Source organism: Sphingobium xenophagum, from assembly GCF_031457465.1.
Classification (GTDB): Bacteria; Pseudomonadota; Alphaproteobacteria; order Sphingomonadales; family Sphingomonadaceae; genus Sphingobium; species Sphingobium xenophagum_A.
The window spans coordinates 134,188-149,550 of sequence record NZ_JAVDWV010000008.1 but is presented as its reverse complement, the minus strand read 5'-3'; the positions used below and the strand labels follow the sequence as shown (position 1 = coordinate 149,550).

The 15,363-nt window shown below is 65.3% G+C and carries 17 protein-coding genes; 4 read left to right on the top strand and 13 right to left on the bottom strand.

Annotated elements, in window-relative coordinates; translation table 11 throughout:
* Positions 1 to 5: 5 nt before the first annotated feature.
* From J2W40_RS10140 to htpX, 5 genes are all read right to left on the bottom strand, one after another.
* Positions 6 to 1,775 (bottom strand): heparinase II/III family protein, encoded by a 1,770-nt coding sequence (locus J2W40_RS10140; protein WP_310224291.1) that lies wholly within the window; start codon positions 1,773 to 1,775, stop codon positions 6 to 8.
* Positions 1,772 to 2,434 carry a ribulose-phosphate 3-epimerase gene (gene rpe, locus J2W40_RS10135; RefSeq protein WP_069065437.1) on the bottom strand — a complete coding sequence of 221 codons (663 nt, stop codon included), beginning with the start codon at positions 2,432 to 2,434 and terminating at the stop codon, positions 1,772 to 1,774. Before rpe ends, J2W40_RS10140 begins: the two co-directional genes overlap by 4 nt.
* A gap of 78 nt (positions 2,435 to 2,512) precedes the next feature.
* Complete coding sequence (locus tag J2W40_RS10130; protein ID WP_310224457.1) at positions 2,513 to 3,004, bottom strand: diguanylate cyclase; 492 nt, start codon at positions 3,002 to 3,004, stop codon at positions 2,513 to 2,515.
* A 53-nt stretch (positions 3,005 to 3,057) separates the two neighbouring features.
* Positions 3,058 to 4,350 carry an RsmB/NOP family class I SAM-dependent RNA methyltransferase gene (locus J2W40_RS10125; RefSeq protein WP_310224288.1) on the bottom strand — a complete coding sequence of 431 codons (1,293 nt, stop codon included), beginning with the start codon at positions 4,348 to 4,350 and terminating at the stop codon, positions 3,058 to 3,060.
* Positions 4,351 to 4,401: 51 nt separating this feature from the next.
* On the bottom strand, positions 4,402 to 5,334 hold the full coding sequence (htpX, locus tag J2W40_RS10120) for a zinc metalloprotease HtpX (RefSeq protein WP_310224286.1): 933 nt from the start codon (positions 5,332 to 5,334) through the stop codon (positions 4,402 to 4,404).
* Between the two features lie 90 nt (positions 5,335 to 5,424).
* On the opposite strand from htpX, the gene J2W40_RS10115 reads away from it, so the two are divergent.
* The 3 genes from J2W40_RS10115 (at position 5,425) to J2W40_RS10105 (ending at position 7,210) form a co-directional block, all read left to right on the top strand.
* On the top strand, positions 5,425 to 5,598 hold the full coding sequence (locus J2W40_RS10115) for a DUF1674 domain-containing protein (RefSeq protein ID WP_069065441.1): 174 nt from the start codon (positions 5,425 to 5,427) through the stop codon (positions 5,596 to 5,598).
* Between the two features lie 165 nt (positions 5,599 to 5,763).
* Entirely contained in the window at positions 5,764 to 6,207 is a 444-nt protein-coding gene (locus J2W40_RS10110; protein WP_310224455.1) for a hypothetical protein, read from the top strand.
* 121 nt (positions 6,208 to 6,328) lie between these two features.
* Positions 6,329 to 7,210 (top strand): UTP--glucose-1-phosphate uridylyltransferase, encoded by an 882-nt coding sequence (locus J2W40_RS10105; RefSeq protein WP_310224283.1) that lies wholly within the window; start codon positions 6,329 to 6,331, stop codon positions 7,208 to 7,210.
* Positions 7,211 to 7,349: 139 nt separating this feature from the next.
* On the opposite strand, the gene ssb is transcribed toward J2W40_RS10105, so the two are convergent.
* The 5 genes from ssb to J2W40_RS10080 all read right to left on the bottom strand — a co-directional run bounded on the left by ssb (position 7,350) and on the right by J2W40_RS10080 (position 11,724).
* Positions 7,350 to 7,943: a single-stranded DNA-binding protein gene (gene ssb, locus J2W40_RS10100; protein ID WP_310224281.1), complete on the bottom strand. Its 594-nt coding sequence runs from the start codon at positions 7,941 to 7,943 to the stop codon at positions 7,350 to 7,352.
* Between the two features lie 30 nt (positions 7,944 to 7,973).
* On the bottom strand, positions 7,974 to 9,830 hold the full coding sequence (gene feoB, locus J2W40_RS10095) for a ferrous iron transporter B (RefSeq protein WP_310224279.1): 1,857 nt from the start codon (positions 9,828 to 9,830) through the stop codon (positions 7,974 to 7,976).
* Complete coding sequence (locus J2W40_RS10090) at positions 9,827 to 10,096, bottom strand: FeoA family protein (RefSeq protein WP_037477164.1); 270 nt, start codon at positions 10,094 to 10,096, stop codon at positions 9,827 to 9,829. Before J2W40_RS10090 ends, feoB begins: the two co-directional genes overlap by 4 nt.
* Before the next feature lie 80 nt (positions 10,097 to 10,176).
* Positions 10,177 to 10,821, bottom strand: coding sequence for a COQ9 family protein (locus tag J2W40_RS10085; RefSeq protein WP_310224277.1), 645 nt, complete (start codon positions 10,819 to 10,821; stop codon positions 10,177 to 10,179).
* A 21-nt stretch (positions 10,822 to 10,842) separates the two neighbouring features.
* On the bottom strand, positions 10,843 to 11,724 hold the full coding sequence (locus tag J2W40_RS10080) for a DMT family transporter (protein WP_310224275.1): 882 nt from the start codon (positions 11,722 to 11,724) through the stop codon (positions 10,843 to 10,845).
* A 71-nt stretch (positions 11,725 to 11,795) separates the two neighbouring features.
* On the opposite strand from J2W40_RS10080, the gene J2W40_RS10075 reads away from it, so the two are divergent.
* Positions 11,796 to 12,890: an alkene reductase gene (locus J2W40_RS10075; protein ID WP_310224273.1), complete on the top strand. Its 1,095-nt coding sequence runs from the start codon at positions 11,796 to 11,798 to the stop codon at positions 12,888 to 12,890.
* 65 nt (positions 12,891 to 12,955) lie between these two features.
* Here the strand turns inward: J2W40_RS10075 and ribH are convergent, their stop codons facing one another.
* The 3 genes from ribH to J2W40_RS10060 all read right to left on the bottom strand — a co-directional run bounded on the left by ribH (position 12,956) and on the right by J2W40_RS10060 (position 15,354).
* A complete protein-coding gene (gene ribH, locus J2W40_RS10070) occupies positions 12,956 to 13,378 on the bottom strand; it encodes a 6,7-dimethyl-8-ribityllumazine synthase (protein ID WP_310224271.1) in 423 nt (140 codons plus the stop codon).
* A 10-nt stretch (positions 13,379 to 13,388) separates the two neighbouring features.
* Complete coding sequence (ribB, locus tag J2W40_RS10065) at positions 13,389 to 14,669, bottom strand: 3,4-dihydroxy-2-butanone-4-phosphate synthase (RefSeq protein ID WP_310224269.1); 1,281 nt, start codon at positions 14,667 to 14,669, stop codon at positions 13,389 to 13,391.
* Between the two features lie 70 nt (positions 14,670 to 14,739).
* Entirely contained in the window at positions 14,740 to 15,354 is a 615-nt protein-coding gene (locus tag J2W40_RS10060; RefSeq protein ID WP_310224268.1) for a riboflavin synthase, read from the bottom strand.
* Positions 15,355 to 15,363 lie beyond the last annotated feature (9 nt).

Genomic DNA, 15,363 nt, shown 5'->3' with positions numbered 1-15,363 from the left:
TGGGTTTAGCCTGACCGCTTGAACAGCCAGCCGATGCTTGATCCGCCCGGCAGCGCTTCGCTGGTTACCACCAACTGGCGCGTCGGATGGGGGCGGCCGTCAGCATCGACCCACAGGCTTTCCTCGACACTCAGTACGCCGGTGCCGGTCCGGAACTGCCAGAGCGCGCCCATATCGACGCGGAGCAGCGCGCCCTGATTGTCGGCGGTCAGCGTCGGTTCGACGCCGGGTGCCAGGTGGAAGCGCAGCATGACGGGCAGTTTCGATGGCTTGCGCCGCCGTTCGGCCGGGGTCAGCATATCCTCGCCCCGTATTTCCTTGCCGTCGCCACTGACCAGCAGCAAGCGGCGATGGATATAGCCCAGCCGCCGGACATAGCCATCATGCGACAGATCGACCCGGCTGCCATTGTCCAGCTCCTGCCGGTTCAATTCCACCTCGGTCACGCCCTTGCCCAGCGTGCCGTCGGGCAAGAGCGCAGTGCTGTTGCAATCGTCGAGGACCAGCGTGCTGTGCGCGGCGGTGGTGCGCAGCCCTTGCGCGAGGTCAGCGGGAATCCACGCCCCCTCCAGCCCGGCACCGCCGCAATTGACGACCAGCCGATGAGGGCCGTCGCTTATTTCGATCGCGCCGGTCGATGCGCAGCCGGCTTCGGCGAGCCGGGCGACCGGCGGCGGGGCGGCATCGACCTGCACCACGGTCGCGCCTGCCGCGATCCGCTGATACCCCCAGTCACGCGCCTGCCGCAGCGGGCGGCTGCGCACCCGGCTGGCCTGCACCACGGCGTTGACGGTCGCCGGAGCGATTGCGCCCGATCCCTGCCAGCTACCCAGCCCGCCATCGCCATGGATGAGGCCAAGCAGCGCCGGGACCGCGCGGCCCAGGCCTTCGTCCAGAAAAGCAGGTGCCGTTTCGCGGCGGACGTCATAGACCGCGCGCAGCATGGCGAGCGCCATCACCGCTTCGACCTGCGCCAAGGGCGAGCGCGACACGATGCCGCCATCGGGATGGAAGCTGCTCTCGATCGCGCGCTTAAGGCCCGCCTCCCCGAAAATCTTGCGCGACGCGCCGCCGGGGATCAGCATCGAGGCCGCCACGATCGCGCTCCAGGCGACGATGCGCGGCAGGCCCATCGGGGCTTTATCGGCAATGCGGTCGAGATGCCGGGCCGTTCGGGCAATGCAGTTAAGGACCAGCGAGCGATAGACGAGGTCGCTCGATGACAGGATCAACGGTGCATGGGCGGTCCAGAATAGCAGCCGCCAGCCCGCATTGTCCGCGCGCCAGGCGGGTTCGCTCGGCGTTTCGGCATGGGCGGCCAGCCAGCGCCGCATCACCCCTTCGGCGATCGGCGCGGCCTGCTCGCGCGTTGCCGCGCTGGCGAGGTCACGCAGCCAGCGGAAACTGTGGATATGGTCGGCAAAGGCCGGGCCGAGGTCGAGCCGGGCAAAGTCGACCGTGTCGATGATCTGCTTGCGGCCCCGGAACAGGAAATAGCCCGCCCGCAACGCCTGCCCCGCCCGCGCATCGCCGGGGATGTCGTCGTCGGGCACGGCGAGCAGCTTGAGCGGATATTTGCCGCGCAGCTTGCGGCCGTGGATCGGCGTCTTCCAACTGAGCAGGTAGAAATGATTGGCGATCCGCTGCGCCAGCGACAGCCCCTTGTCATCCGCGACGCGGATGAGGCGCTTGCCCTGTTCTATTCCATCGTCCGTGGCCACGGGATCGGCCGGTTGCCCGGTGGAAGCGGGGGAGATGCGCCGCGCGTCGTTCACCCGCCCCGCAGCTTCCGAATATTGTCGGCATAGGCGTCCGGCCCGCCCCGGAAGGTGGCGGTGCCCGCGACCAGCACGTCGGCCCCGGCCGCGATCGCCATCGGCGCGGTGGTGAGGTCGATGCCGCCATCGACCTGCAAGCGGATGTCGCGGCCCGACTTGTCGATCATCTTGCGGATCGCCTCGATCTTGCGCAACTGGTTCATGATGAAGCTCTGTCCGCCAAACCCCGGATTGACGCTCATCACCAGGATGAGGTCGACATCGTCGATCAGATAATCGAGCATCTTGGCAGGCGTACCGGGGTTCAGAACCACGCCCGCCTGCACGCCCAGCGACTTGATATGCTGGATCGAGCGATGGATATGCGGCCCGGCTTCGGGATGGACGGTGATGATGTCCGCACCGGCCTGCGCGAAGGCGTCGAGATACTGATCGACCGGCGAGATCATCAAGTGGACGTCGAATGGCTTGGCGCTGTGCGGGCGCAGTGCCTTCACGACGGCAGGGCCGATCGTGATGTTGGGCACGAAATGCCCATCCATGACGTCGATATGCACCCAGTCGCAGCCCGCAGCATCAATGGCGCGGACCTCCTCGCCCAGGCGGGCGAAGTCGGCGGAAAGGATGGACGGAGAGATGAGAATGGGTCGGGTCATTAACCGTTTGCCTTAGCTACGGCTTGGACTCAGGGCAACGGGGATTTGGCGATGAAACGATAAGTTTGTGCGGTGCGCCTAGAGCATCACAAAGACGGTCGGGTCGAGGCGGCGCGAGCAAGGTGCGCCGGGCGGCAGCAATTGCTTGACGCCGTGCAGGGCGGTCACCTCGCCCGCCTGATCCAGCAGGGGCGCGGCGATCAGGCGCAGGGCGCACTGGCCCATGCCGTCGGCCTGGTGGATGTCGACGTCGAGGGTGAAACCGCGCTTGTGGCGGATAGCGTAGCTGCGCAATCGCTCCATCGCCTCTCGCGATTCCGAGGCGTACAGCGATACGGACAAGGTTCGCGGTACGACGCTATGCCGTTCCAGCCCGAACATGTCATAGACGCCCGCTGTCCAGCTCAGCGTTTCGTTCGCCAGGTCGCAGTGCCACAGGCCGAGGCCCCGTTCCGCCAGGGCGACGTCGTTGCGCGCCAGCGACGGGTCGAGCGCGACCGGTGCCAGATAGTCATGCAGATGGAATAGCGGCCAGCTATGATGCAGGGGCAGAGGCTCCATCGGTCTCATCATGCGCCTTTCCGTCGGGACTATGTCCGTCTTAAGCCCTTCTTGGTTAAGGCTTAGTTTGCCGCCCTGGCAAGCCGTACAATGAAAAATCCGTCCGCGCCGCCGCGATCGGACAGCGTATCGGGCAAGGTGCGCAGCCAGCCGCCCGGCGTCGGGACAAAGCCGTCGGGCAATTCGCCGGGCTGCACCGGGTGGATCGCGAAATCGGGTCGTGCGGCGAGGAAACGAGCGATCTGATCTTCCCCCTCCGCCTGTTCCAGCGAGCAGGTGGCGTAGATGATGCACCCGCCCAGCTTCACCCAATCGGCGGCGCGGGCGAGCAGGTCGCCCTGCAACGTCGCCAACTCCTCGATCTGGCGTGCGCCGATGCGGTGCAGCACGTCGGGATGGCGGCGATAGATGCCGGTCGCGGTGCAAGGCGCGTCGAGCAGGATCGCATCGACCGGCGCGTCGGGCTGCCAAGTGCGCAGATCGGCCTGGGCAACCTGGGCGGTGAGACCGGTGCGCGTGAGGTTTTCGGTCAGTCTTTCCAGCCGCTTGGCGGACTGGTCGAGCGCGGTGACATGCCAGCCCGCCGCCGCCAGTTGCATCGTCTTGCCGCCCGGTGCGGCGCACAGGTCGAGCGCGCTGCGCCCTGCCCCTTGCCCCAGCAACCGCGCCGCGCAGGAGGCGGCGATGTCCTGCACCCACCAGGCTCCCTCGGCAAAGCCGGGCAGGTCGGGAATAGGGACGCCATCGGGCAAGCGGACATGACCTGGCGCGAAGCTGGTGCCGCCCAATTCTTCGGTCCAGCGGGCGGTTTCCGCCGCGTCGCGGAGGCTGATGTCCACCGGCGGTCGGATAGCATAGGCGCGGGCCGCTGCCTCGACCATCGCTGCGCCCCATTGCGCGTCCCAGCGGGCGGCGACCTCGACGGGTAGCGTGGGGGGCACGGGCAGCGTCGGCGCAGCGCGGGTCACAGTGCCGAACACGCCATGGACCAGCTTGCGCGGCCCGCCATCGACCAGCGGCAACGCGGTGGCGATCGCGGCATGGGGCGGCGTGTCGAGCGCCAGCGTCTGGACGAGGGCAATGCGCAGCACCATCCGCGCCTTGGCATCGGGCGGCAAAACCTGCTGCGTCGCGCCGTCGATCAGCGCGTCGAGATCGGGCAGATGGCGCAGCGTTTCGGCGGCGATGGCATGGACCAAGGCGCGATCAGCGGGCGGCAATCCCTGCGCCGCGCCGTGCAGCGCCAGTTCGAGCGGATCGCCCCGCCGCAGCACGGCATCGAGCAGCCGGAGCGCGGCGCGGCGGGCGGGAAGACCGGGGACGGTGTCGGGATGGGGTTGTGATTTACGGACCATGGATGGTCCCTAGGCGGAAACGTCCGAAAAGACACGCCTGATTGGCGAGGACTAATCCCGCCCGTGCGGATCAAGGGCGCTGCGGCGGCGCGGACGCGCGGCGACGGGCGAGAGGGCCGAAGCGCGCGATGGCGTGCGAAGTGCCGGGGCACCCATTTGCGCGGCTATATCCTCCAGTGCGGCAATGCGCTTTTCCGTCGCGGGGTGGGTGGAGAAAAGTTCGCTGACATGGGTGGGCACGATATAGAGCTGCGCCGCCGCCGGATTGCGCTGCGCCACGGGGTTGGGGATGCGCTCGGCCTGGCCTGCAATCTTGGCGAGGGCGGAGGCGAGCGCACGGGGATTGCCGCTGATTTTAGCGCCGCCTTCGTCCGCGCCATATTCGCGGTGACGGCTGATCGCCATCTGCACGATCATCGCGGCAAAGGGCGCGACGATCACGGCCAGGATGGTGGCGATCATATTGCCATGGCCATTCTGATTGTCGCCGCTGCGGAAGAAGAGGCCGAAATTGGCCAACATCGAAATGGCACCCGCGATCGTCGCCACCATCGTCATGATCAAGGTGTCGCGATTTTGCACATGCGCCAGTTCATGCGCCATGACGCCCGCCACTTCGTCGCGGTTCAGCATCGCCAGCAGGCCGGTGGTTGCGGCGACAGCGGCATGATCGGGATCGCGCCCGGTGGCGAAGGCATTGGGCGCTGGCTGGTCGATCAGATAGACGCGCGGCATCGGCAATCCGGCCCGCTGCGCCAGATCACGCACCAGTCCGTAAAATTCCGGCGCGCTATTGGCGTCCACTTCGCGGGCATTGTGCATCGACAGCACGATCTTGTCGGCGTTCCAGAAAGTGACAAGGTTCATGCCCGCCGCCACCATCAGCGCGATAATCGCCCCGCCGCTGCCGCCCAGCGTATAACCAAGCCCCATGAACAGCGCCGTCAGCGCCGCCAGCAACATGGTGGTCTTCAACCCATTCACTTGCACTTACCTCCGTTGCAACCCAGATAGATCACAGCAGATAAATATGGGGTTGCTCCTGGCGCTCCGCAATCGAAAGGCCGCGTCATCATGGGAAGTTTCAACGGCAAGCGCCCGGCGCATGTGCAGGCTCCAGCGCATCTGTCCAAAAGCCCGCCGGTGCCCCAGCCCGACCCGATCGACGCCCCGACGAGGCACACCGAGGAGATGAGCCCGGTGCGCTATGGCGATTGGGAGCGGAAGGGAATTGCGATTGATTTTTAGGACTTAGCGCCCCCTTCCTCCGCTCGCCGCCCTTTTTGCACGGCTGCCGCCAGGCCGTGTTATGCGCACGAGCGGACACCGATCGCCCTATGGCCTTTTGTTCCTGGCCCTGCGCAGGATTTGGACAAAGGAGTATGGGGCGTGGGATTGCAGCTAGTTTCCGATATGACGATGAAGCCGGTTTCCGATTATGCGCCGCAGGACGCGGCGCTGCTCTGTGCGGTGGGGCGACTGGTCTGCGCCTGGACGATGCTGGAACAAAGCCTGGAGGCCAAGATCGGCCTGTTGCGCGAAGCGATGGGCGATATCCGCACGGTGGGCGCGCGCACCCGGCCGAGCATGGCCAAGCTGATGACCGAATTGCGCACCATGGTCGCGATGCGCGACCGGCGCAACGCCAGCGCCTTGACCGAAATTTCCGCAATCGAGCGCGACATGCAGCGGATCGACCGTTTCCGCGCGCTCATCATCAATGGTTTCCAGCAACCGGCCGAGGACGGCTTTACCTGTCGCGACGGGCGCAATACCCAGATTCATGTCTCGCTCGACCAGCTCGAAATCGAGATCGCCTCGCTCGACCAGATCGCACAGCGGCTTTTGGCGGTATAATATTCGCACTGCGTGAACATCGCTTTCCCGAACATGATATGTCGCGGTCGTAACGCTTGACCTTTGCGGCGAGGATGGCGATGCCTTGCTCCACCCCGCCTCACAGCGAGAATGGAGTAGCATGTCCAACAAACCTATCCGCAAGGCCATTTTCCCCGTTGCGGGGCTTGGCACCCGCTTCCTTCCTGCGACCAAGGCCGTGCCCAAAGAATTGCTGCCGGTCGTTGATCGCCCGCTGATCCAATATGCCGTTGACGAAGCGATCGAGGCCGGGATCGAGCAGATGATCTTCGTAACCGGGCGTGGCAAAGGGGCGATCGAGGATTATTTCGACATCGCCTATGAGACAGAGGCGACCCAGCGCGAGCGCGGCAAGGATCTGTCGGCGCTAGACGGGACGCGGTTGCTGCCGGGCAATGCCGTGTTTCTGCGCCAGCAGGAGCCGCTGGGTCTGGGCCACGCCATCTGGTGCGCGCGCGACATTATCGGCGACGAACCCTTCGCCATCCTGCTGCCCGACGAGTTCATGAAGGGCGCGCCGGGGCATGGCTGCATGAAGCAGATGGTCGATGCCTATGAACAGGTCGGCGGCAATCTGGTCTGCGCGCTCGAAATTCCGATGGAGCAGACACCCAGCTATGGCGTGATCGATCCTGGCGCGCGTGACGGCGTATTGACTGAAGTAAAGGGGCTGGTCGAAAAGCCTGCGCTCGGCACCGCCCCCTCCAATCTCATCCTGCCCGGCCGCTATATCCTCCAACCCGAAGTGATGAAGATCCTCGAAACGCAGGAAAAGGGTGCGGGTGGCGAAATCCAACTGACCGACGCCATGGCCTCGCTGATCGGGCAGCAGCCGTTCCATGGCGTGACCTTTGACGGCCGCCGGTTCGATTGCGGGTCGAAGGCCGGCTATGTCGAGGCCAATCTGGTGCTGGCCCTGGAGCGTGAGGATATGGGCGCGCATATCCGCGCTTTTGCTGCGGCCGAATTGGCGCGCGGCTAAAAAGAGATCATCCTCCCCCTGTGGGGGAGGTGGCTGGCGAAGCCAGACGGAGGGGTGTCGCCGTCTCGATAGGGTTACACCCCTCCGTCAGGGCTGCGCCCTGCCACCTCCCCTTCCAGGGGAGGATTTTTTGCGCTGGTCAGAACGGCACTTCGTCGTCCAGGTCATTGTCGAAATTGGGGCTACCCGCACCGCCACGGCTGCCGCCGGCTGCGCCACCCGAAGCCCGGCCGCCACCAAAGCCACCGCCCTGGCTACCGCCAAAGTCATCGGCATCGCCGCCGCCATAGCCGCTCGATCCGCCGCCCCAGTCGCTGACGCCCTGCTGCGCGCGACCACCGCCGCCACCGCCATAGCCACCACCCTGACCGCCGCCGCCCGGCGCGCCGTCCAGCATGGTGAGGACCGAGCCGAGCCCCTGCAACACGACTTCGGTCGAATAGCGGTCGTTACCCGACTGGTCCTGCCATTTGCGGGTACGCAGCTGACCCTCGATATAGACCTTGCTGCCCTTGCGTAGGAAGCGTTCGGCGACGCCGACCAGACCTTCGGAGAAGATCGCGACCGTATGCCATTCGGTACGCTCCTTCTTCTCGCCGGTCATCCGGTCCTTCCAGCTTTCGGATGTGGCGATGCGCAGGTTGCACACCTTGCCGCCATTCTGGAAGCTCTTGACCTCCGGGTCCGCGCCCAGATTGCCGACCAGAATGACCTTGTTGACAGACCCTGCCATGATTCCTCCGAATGCCTTGAAAGCGGCCCCTTATAGTCCCGCTGCGGTCGCCGTCCAGTAAGTGACGCCCGCCGCGACATAGGCGAGCGCAAACAGATAGCCGACCATGAACATGGGCCATTTCCAGCCATTGGTTTCCCGCCGCGTGACAGCGATCGTCGAAATACATTGCGGCGCGAAGATGAACCAGGCGAGGAAGGCGAGCGCGGTGGGCAGCGGCCACTGGTCCTTGAGCCGGTCGCCCAGGCTTTTTTCCAGCAGTGCCTCGTCATCGCCCGCGTCGATCGAATAGACGGTGGCGAGGGCCGACACCGCCACTTCGCGCGCCGCCATGGCCGGGATCAGCGCCAGCGAAATGTCGCGGTTGAAGCCGATCGGTTCCAGCACCACCGTCAGGCCGCTGGCGATGCGCCCGGCGATCGAATGATCGACCTGGCTGACCGCGCTGCCGTCCGGCACTTTGGGGAAGGACAGCAGCAGCCACAGGATCACGGTGGAAGCGAAGATGATCGTGCCGGCGCGCTTGAGGAAGGTCATGGCCCGCTGCCACAGGCCAAGCAGAATGTCCTGCGCGCGCGGCCATTGATATTTGGGCATTTCCATCAGGAAGCCGCCGCTTGCGCCCTTGGTCACCGTCATGCGCAGGATCAGCGCCACCAGCATCGCGCCAACGATGCCCGCGACATAGAGGCAGAAGAGGACGAAGCCCTGCAACCCCACGCCCGGCAGCACGTCGCGCGCGGGGATGAAGGCGCCGATGATGACGGCATAGACCGGCAGGCGTGCCGAACAGGTCATCAGCGGCGCGATGAGGATGGTCGTCAGTCGATCGCGCGGATCGGCGATCGTCCGCGTCGCCATGATGCCGGGAATCGCGCAGGCGAAGGAGGACAGCAGGGGAATGAACGCGCGGCCTGACAGGCCGACCCTGGCCATGATGCCATCCATCAGGAAGGCGGCGCGGACCATATAGCCGGTCGCCTCCAGCATGAGGATGAAGAAGAAGAGGATCAGAATCTGCGGCAGGAACACCACCACGGAACCGACGCCGTTGATGACGCCATCGACGAGGAAGGAGCGGATGATGCCATCGGGCAGCGTGTCGCGCACGGTGCTGGCGGCGGCTTCGGCCACCCCCTCGATCATCGCGATTGGCGCTTCGGACCAGGCATAGACCGCCTGGAACATGACGAACAGCAGGCCAAGCAACAGCAACAGGCCAAAGACGGGATGCAGCGCGACCCGGTCGACCGCTGCCGTCAGGCGGCGCGAGGGGGTTTCGCGCACGATCCCGGCGCGGGCGATGCGCCGCGCTTCGGCGCGCAGGGCGTCGAAATCGCGGTCGGGCGCGGCGGCGCGCACCGCGCGGCCTTCGCCCAGCATCTCGCCCAGCGCCTCACGAAGATGATCGAGGCCGCGCTTGCGCACCGCGACGGTGGCGATCACCGGCACGCCCAACTCGCGCGAGAGGGTCTCGGCGTCCAGTTCCAGCCCGTCGCGGGTGGCGAGATCGACCATGTTCAGCGCCACGATCGTCGGCAGGCCAAGCGCGATCAGTTCCAGCGCGAACCGCAGATGATTGTCGAGATTGGCGGCATCGACCACGATCACCAGCGCGTCGGGGCGTTTTTCACCCACCTGCTTGCCCATCACGACATCGCGGGTCACCTGCTCGTCGGGGCTGCCGGGATCGAGGCTGTAGGTGCCGGGAAGGTCGACCAGTTCGATCGGGCGGCCATCGCTCAGCGACAGGCGACCCGCCTTGCGCTCGACGGTGACGCCGGGATAATTGCCGAGCTTCTGCCGCGCGCCGGTCAGCGCGTTGAACAGGGCGCTCTTGCCCGCATTGGGATTGCCGACCAGCGCGACCAGCGGCAGCGCGCTCATGCGGCGCGGTCCTGATCGAGGCTGTCAGGACCGGTGCGGACCGTGACGGCGGCGGCATGACTGCGGCGCATGGCGATGGTCATGCGGCCGACCTTGCAGGCGATCGGCCCGCGTCCGAAAATGCCGCCCCGGTGCAGCGCCTCGACGCTCGCGCCCTCGCACAGGCCGAATTCGCGCAGGCGCTGGCCTTCGGAAGGCGACAAAGCGGACCAGTCGATCAGATCAACATAAGCGGGCTGGCGCAGCGGCAGGTCGGTCAGGCGCACGGCAAGGGATACTCTCAGCATGATTGCTGCGAGTGACTATCAATACCGATTGGGAAAGGCCAGCGCGAATCGCGTCTGTCTCAGATCGCGGGGTAGCGCAGCCGCCCGACGAAACGCGCGAGGCTCAGCCGCTCGCCACCGCCGACACCCTTGATCTTCGCCTTGAGCTTTTCAAAGCGCATCACGCCTTCGATCCGCCGGGCAAGGAAAGCGCGGCTGTCGGCATGGCCTTCGCTGGCGTCATCGACGAACACCAGCAGCGTGGCGGCATAGACGCCGGCGAGCGTCATCCGCTTGGTATAATGGGCCAGGTCCGTGCTGGTATCGCCCGCTGCGCGCCACATGGCATCGGCGGCGCGCCAGCCCAACCGGGCGGCCCGCGCAGTGTTGGTCGGCATGGCAAGGATCGCCAAGGCCCGGCGCAGTGCCTCGCGATCGGGTGCCACTAGCGCCAATCGCGCTTCGACCAGCGCGATGATCTTTTTGCGGATCGACAGGGCATCCAGCGTTTCGGGCGGCAGCGCATCAAGCATGGCCGCGTCGATGCTGGCGAACCAGGCGTCGATCATGTCGACCGGGCCATCGGCGAAGGCGAGCGCGGCGATATCCGCATCCACGCCTTTTTCCGCCGCCGCCATCACCACGGCTTCCTTGCGCCATCCGTCGAAGGCGGCGTGGCGGGCCAGTACGGGGGCGAGAAGATCGCGGATTTCGTCGAGGGTCATGTCCTGGGTCATGACCCCAATCTAGGAGCGGGTGGGCAGTCGCACAAGCACCAGCGCCGCCCCAACCGCAACCGTTCCGATCATGTCGGTGATGCTGAGCCATTCGCCGAACATCAGCCAGCCCAGCAGCACCGAGACCGCGGGTTGCAGCAACAGGCTCAACCCCAATATCAGCGGCGAAAACCAGCCGATCGCATAGGTGAGCAGCCCCTGCCCGATCAACTGGCTCGACAAAGCCAGGATCAGCAGCGGGGTCCAGTTGCCGGGCATGATCCGTTCGCCCAGCCACAGGGCGCAGAGCAACAAGGTCGGCGCGCTGGCGACACTCGACACCGCCAGCACCGACCAACTGTCGAGGCGGCCCCGCGCGCGCTGGATGATGAGGATATAGGCGGTGTAGAGAATGCCCGCGAGCAGGCAGAGCAGGTCGCCGCGCAGATTGACCGGCGACAGGTCGTAGCTGCCCCCCATCAATATCAGCGCGCCCCCACCCGCCAGTAGCAGCGCGATCGCCTGGATTCGCGTCGGGCGCTGGCGCAGCACCAGCAGCGCCCAGGCGGGGAGCAGCAGCGCGCTCATATTGCCGAAGAGCGTGGCATTGGCGACCTTGGTATGGATGATGCCCAGATGCCAGGCCGCGAGGTCGCCCGCGAACACCACGCCCGCCAGCAGCATGACACCCCATTCGCGCCGGGTGGGCGGTGTGCGTGTGAGCCGCGGGATCGCCAGCAGCAGCAAGACCGGTAGCGCCAACGTCAACCGCCAGAAGGCCGCCGCAACTGGCCCGACATCGGCCAGCCGCACCAGGACCGGGCCGAGCGACAACATGATGTTGGCCAGGATCAGCGCCGGAAAGGCGAGGCGCGGTATGTCCATGGGGGTTGCGGGGGTTGAACTGGGCATCGCGGCTCCCTAGCTGGCTTTGGCACCCAAGTCCCGTTGCAAATTGCAACCTTGAAAGTTCGGGAGATTCCATGACCAGCCTGTTCGACCCTATCCAGATCGGCACGATTAAAGCACCTAATCGCATCCTCATGGCGCCGCTGACCCGTGGCCGCGCGACCCGCGACCATGTGCCCACCCCGATCATGGTGGACTATTATCGCCAGCGCGCTGGCGCGGGCCTGATCATCAGCGAGGCGACCGGCGTTTCGCGCCAGGGGCTTGGCTGGCCCTATGCGCCTGGCCTCTGGTCCGATGAGCAGGTCACCGCTTGGCAACCCGTGACGCAGGCCGTGCATGATGCCGGCGGGCGGATCATCGCCCAGCTATGGCATATGGGGCGGCAGGTTCATTCGAGCGTCACTGGCGAACAGCCGGTATCGTCCAGCGCCACCGCGACGGCGGGCGATGCCCACACCTATGAGGGCAAGAAGCCGTTCGAAACCGCCCGGCCGCTGGCGATCGAGGAGATTCCCGCGCTGATCGAAACCTATGTCCGGGCGGCGCATAATGCCATTCGCGCCGGGTTCGACGGGGTGCAGATCCACGCCGCCAATGGCTATCTGATCGACCAGTTCCTGCGCGACAATGCCAATTTCCGCGACGATGATTATGGTGGCAGCGTCGAAAACCGCGTTCGCCTGCTGCGCGAAGTCACGCAGGCAGTGGTCGATGCGATCGGCGCGGACAAGGTGTCGGTGCGTCTGTCGCCCAATGGTGACAGCCAGGGCGTGGACGATAGCGATCCCGCTACGCTGTTCGCCCATGCCGCCGACGTGCTGAACGCGATCGGCATCGCCTCGCTCGAACTGCGCGAGCCGGGTCCGAACGGCACCTTCGGCGCAACCGACGTGCCACGCCAGTCGCCGCTGATCCGCCAGCATTTCAAGGGGCCGCTGATCCTGAACAGCGATTATGACAAGGCGCGGGCACAGGCCGACCTTGACAGTGGCCTGGCCGATGCGATCAGCTTTGGCCGTCCCTTCATGGCCAACCCCGATCTGGTCCAGCGGCTGCGCGACAATGCGCCGCTAAGCCCGATACAGGGCATGGAAACCTGGTACGGTCCCGGCGAGGCTGGCTATACCGACTACCCGACGCTGGAGGCGGTCGCTCCCACCGCCTGATCGGGTCGATAGTCGGCCGGACCGTCTCCCCCTCCGGCCGACTATCGCATTTTCAGATCGCGACTTTAGATCGCGAACTTCTGGCGCAGGTCGAGCATGGCGATCGCTGCCTTGGCCGCCTCGCCGCCCTTGTCCTTTTCCGTCATCTTGGCGCGGGTCAGGGCCTGCGCCTCATTTTCCACGGTCAATATACCATTGCCGATCGGGATGCCGTCCATCGACAAGGCCATCAGTCCGCGCGCGCTTTCGTTCGACACGACTTCGAAATGATAGGTTTCGCCGCGGATCACCACGCCGATGGCGATGAAGCCGTCATAGCGCCCGGTTTCCGCCGCCAGTGCCACCGCGCCCGGAATCTCCAGCGCGCCAGGCACCGTCACCACCTCATATTTATGTCCCTCATCATCGAGCGCGGCGGTCGCACCTTCGATCAGCAGGTCGTTGAGATGGTCGTAGAAGCGCGCTTCGACGATCAGGAATTTGGCCATGATAAATCCTTTACAACTCGATCGGACGCTGCCCAACCACGGCCAGGTCATAGCCGTCAAGCGCGATAAGACTGTGATTGCTGTTGGTCAGCAGGATCATGTCATGCACGCCGAGTTCGGCCAATATCTGCGCGCCCGCGCCATAGTTGCGCAGTTCGTCCATGTCGCCCTGCACGATACCGGAATGATAGTGCAGCATGCGCGTCAGCATGTCCGGCTCGTCGCCGCGCAGCACCACGATGATACCCGCGCCTTCTTCGCCGATGATTTCCATCGAACGCGCCAGCATCCCGGTACGCGGACCTTGCTGTCCGAATGTATCGGTCAGCGGTGCCATCTGGTGCATGCGAACCAGCGTTGGCTTGTCGGGCGATACATGCCCCTTTTGCAGGACCAGTTGCTCGGTCTGGGTAGCCTTGTTGTAGAAGCTCATCGCCTTCCAGTCGCCACCCCATTGGCTATGGAAGGTTGTTTCTGCGCGACGTTCGACGATATGGTCGTGGCGGCGGCGATAGGCGATGAGGTCGCGGATCGTGCCGATCTTCATCTTGTGCTTCTGGGCGAAGGGGATGAGGTCGTCGAGGCGCGCCATGGTGCCATCGTCCTTCATCACTTCGCAGATGACGCCCGATGGATTGAGGCCGGCCAGTCGCGCGACGTCCACGGCCGCTTCGGTATGGCCGGTGCGGACCAGCACGCCGCCATCCTTGGCCACCAACGGAAAGACATGGCCCGGCGTCACGATGTCCGCCTTGCCCTTCGACCCGTCGATCGCGACCGATATGGTGCGCGCCCGGTCGGCGGCGCTGATGCCGGTGGTCACGCCTTCGCGCGCCTCGATCGACACGGTGAAGGCGGTTTCGTGGCGGGTGCCGTTGTTGCGGCTCATGAGGCCAAGGCCCAATTCCTCGACCCGCGTCTTGGTCAGCGCCAGGCAGATGAGGCCGCGGCCATGGGTGGCCATGAAATTGATCGCGTCCGGCGTCGCCATTTGCGCGGGAATGACGAGGTCGCCTTCATTTTCGCGATCCTCGTCGTCGACCAGGATGAACATGCGGCCATTGCGCGCTTCGTTGATAATCTCTTCCGGCGATGCGAGCGCGGTGCCGCCCTCGCGCTTCAACAGATAGGCTTCCAGCTTGCCCAGCGTGTCGGCGGTCGGGTTCCAGTCGCCCTCGCCCAGCTTGCGCAAGGAATTGGCGTGGAGACCGGCGGCGCGCGCCAGGCCGGAACGGGACATGCCGCCGTCAGTGACGAGGCTGCGAACGGTATCGAGAAGTGCGGACGACATGGAAAACGACTCCTGCCCGGAAAGGACTGCGCCGTATATCACATTACAATGTGATTATTTCAAGCCGCAATCACATTACGCGATTGCGAAGGCTCATCATCCGGTCGAGATAGCGCGCCAACACGTCAATCTCCAGATTGAAGGCGCGGCCTTCGGGCAGCGCATTGAGCGTGGTGGCCGCAGCCGTGTGCGGAATGATGTTGAGGCCGAAATGGACGCTGCCATCAGCCTGGTCCTCGACGCTGTTCACGGTCAGCGAAATGCCGTCGAGCGTGATCGACCCCTTGGCCGCCAGCGCCGCCGCCAGCGCGGCGGGTGCGGCGATCACCAGACGCAACGAATCGCCTTCGGGTGTGGCCGACACCAGATGCCCGACGCCGTCGACATGGCCCGTGACGATATGCCCGCCCAGTTCGTCGCCCACCTTGAGCGCGCGTTCGAGGTTGAGGCGTGCGCCTTCGTTCCACAGACCGGGCGCGGTGCGCTCTACCGTTTCGGCCGACAGATCGACCGCGAACCAGTCTGCGCCCTTTTCCACCACCGTCAGGCACGCGCCCGAACAGGCGATCGACGCACCAATCGCAACGGTGTCCATGGCATAATCGCTGCCGATGACCAGCCGCAGGTCGCCGCGCTGCTCCGCGCTGCGGATGGTGCCGATGTCGGTGATGATGCCGGTGAACATGCGTCCTGA

Bases quoted from the DNA above. Each gene is read 5' to 3' on its own strand.
- ssb (WP_310224281.1), bottom strand. From the start codon at position 7,943: ATGGCAGGGTCTGTCAACAAGGTCATTCTGGTCGGCAATCTGGGCGCG.
- J2W40_RS10130 (WP_310224457.1), bottom strand. From the start codon at position 3,004: ATGAGACCGATGGAGCCTCTGCCCCTGCATCATAGCTGGCCGCTATTC.
- J2W40_RS10115 (WP_069065441.1), top strand. From the start codon at position 5,425: ATGGGAAGTTTCAACGGCAAGCGCCCGGCGCATGTGCAGGCTCCAGCG.
- J2W40_RS10085 (WP_310224277.1), bottom strand. From the start codon at position 10,821: ATGACCCTCGACGAAATCCGCGATCTTCTCGCCCCCGTACTGGCCCGC.
- J2W40_RS10080 (WP_310224275.1), bottom strand. From the start codon at position 11,724: ATGCCCAGTTCAACCCCCGCAACCCCCATGGACATACCGCGCCTCGCC.
- feoB (WP_310224279.1), bottom strand. From the start codon at position 9,830: ATGAGCGCGCTGCCGCTGGTCGCGCTGGTCGGCAATCCCAATGCGGGC.
- ribH (WP_310224271.1), bottom strand. From the start codon at position 13,378: ATGGCCAAATTCCTGATCGTCGAAGCGCGCTTCTACGACCATCTCAAC.
- J2W40_RS10075 (WP_310224273.1), top strand. From the start codon at position 11,796: ATGACCAGCCTGTTCGACCCTATCCAGATCGGCACGATTAAAGCACCT.
- J2W40_RS10125 (WP_310224288.1), bottom strand. From the start codon at position 4,350: ATGGTCCGTAAATCACAACCCCATCCCGACACCGTCCCCGGTCTTCCC.
- J2W40_RS10110 (WP_310224455.1), top strand. From the start codon at position 5,764: ATGACGATGAAGCCGGTTTCCGATTATGCGCCGCAGGACGCGGCGCTG.
- J2W40_RS10060 (WP_310224268.1), bottom strand. From the start codon at position 15,354: ATGTTCACCGGCATCATCACCGACATCGGCACCATCCGCAGCGCGGAG.
- ribB (WP_310224269.1), bottom strand. From the start codon at position 14,669: ATGTCGTCCGCACTTCTCGATACCGTTCGCAGCCTCGTCACTGACGGC.
- rpe (WP_069065437.1), bottom strand. From the start codon at position 2,434: ATGACCCGACCCATTCTCATCTCTCCGTCCATCCTTTCCGCCGACTTC.
- J2W40_RS10105 (WP_310224283.1), top strand. From the start codon at position 6,329: ATGTCCAACAAACCTATCCGCAAGGCCATTTTCCCCGTTGCGGGGCTT.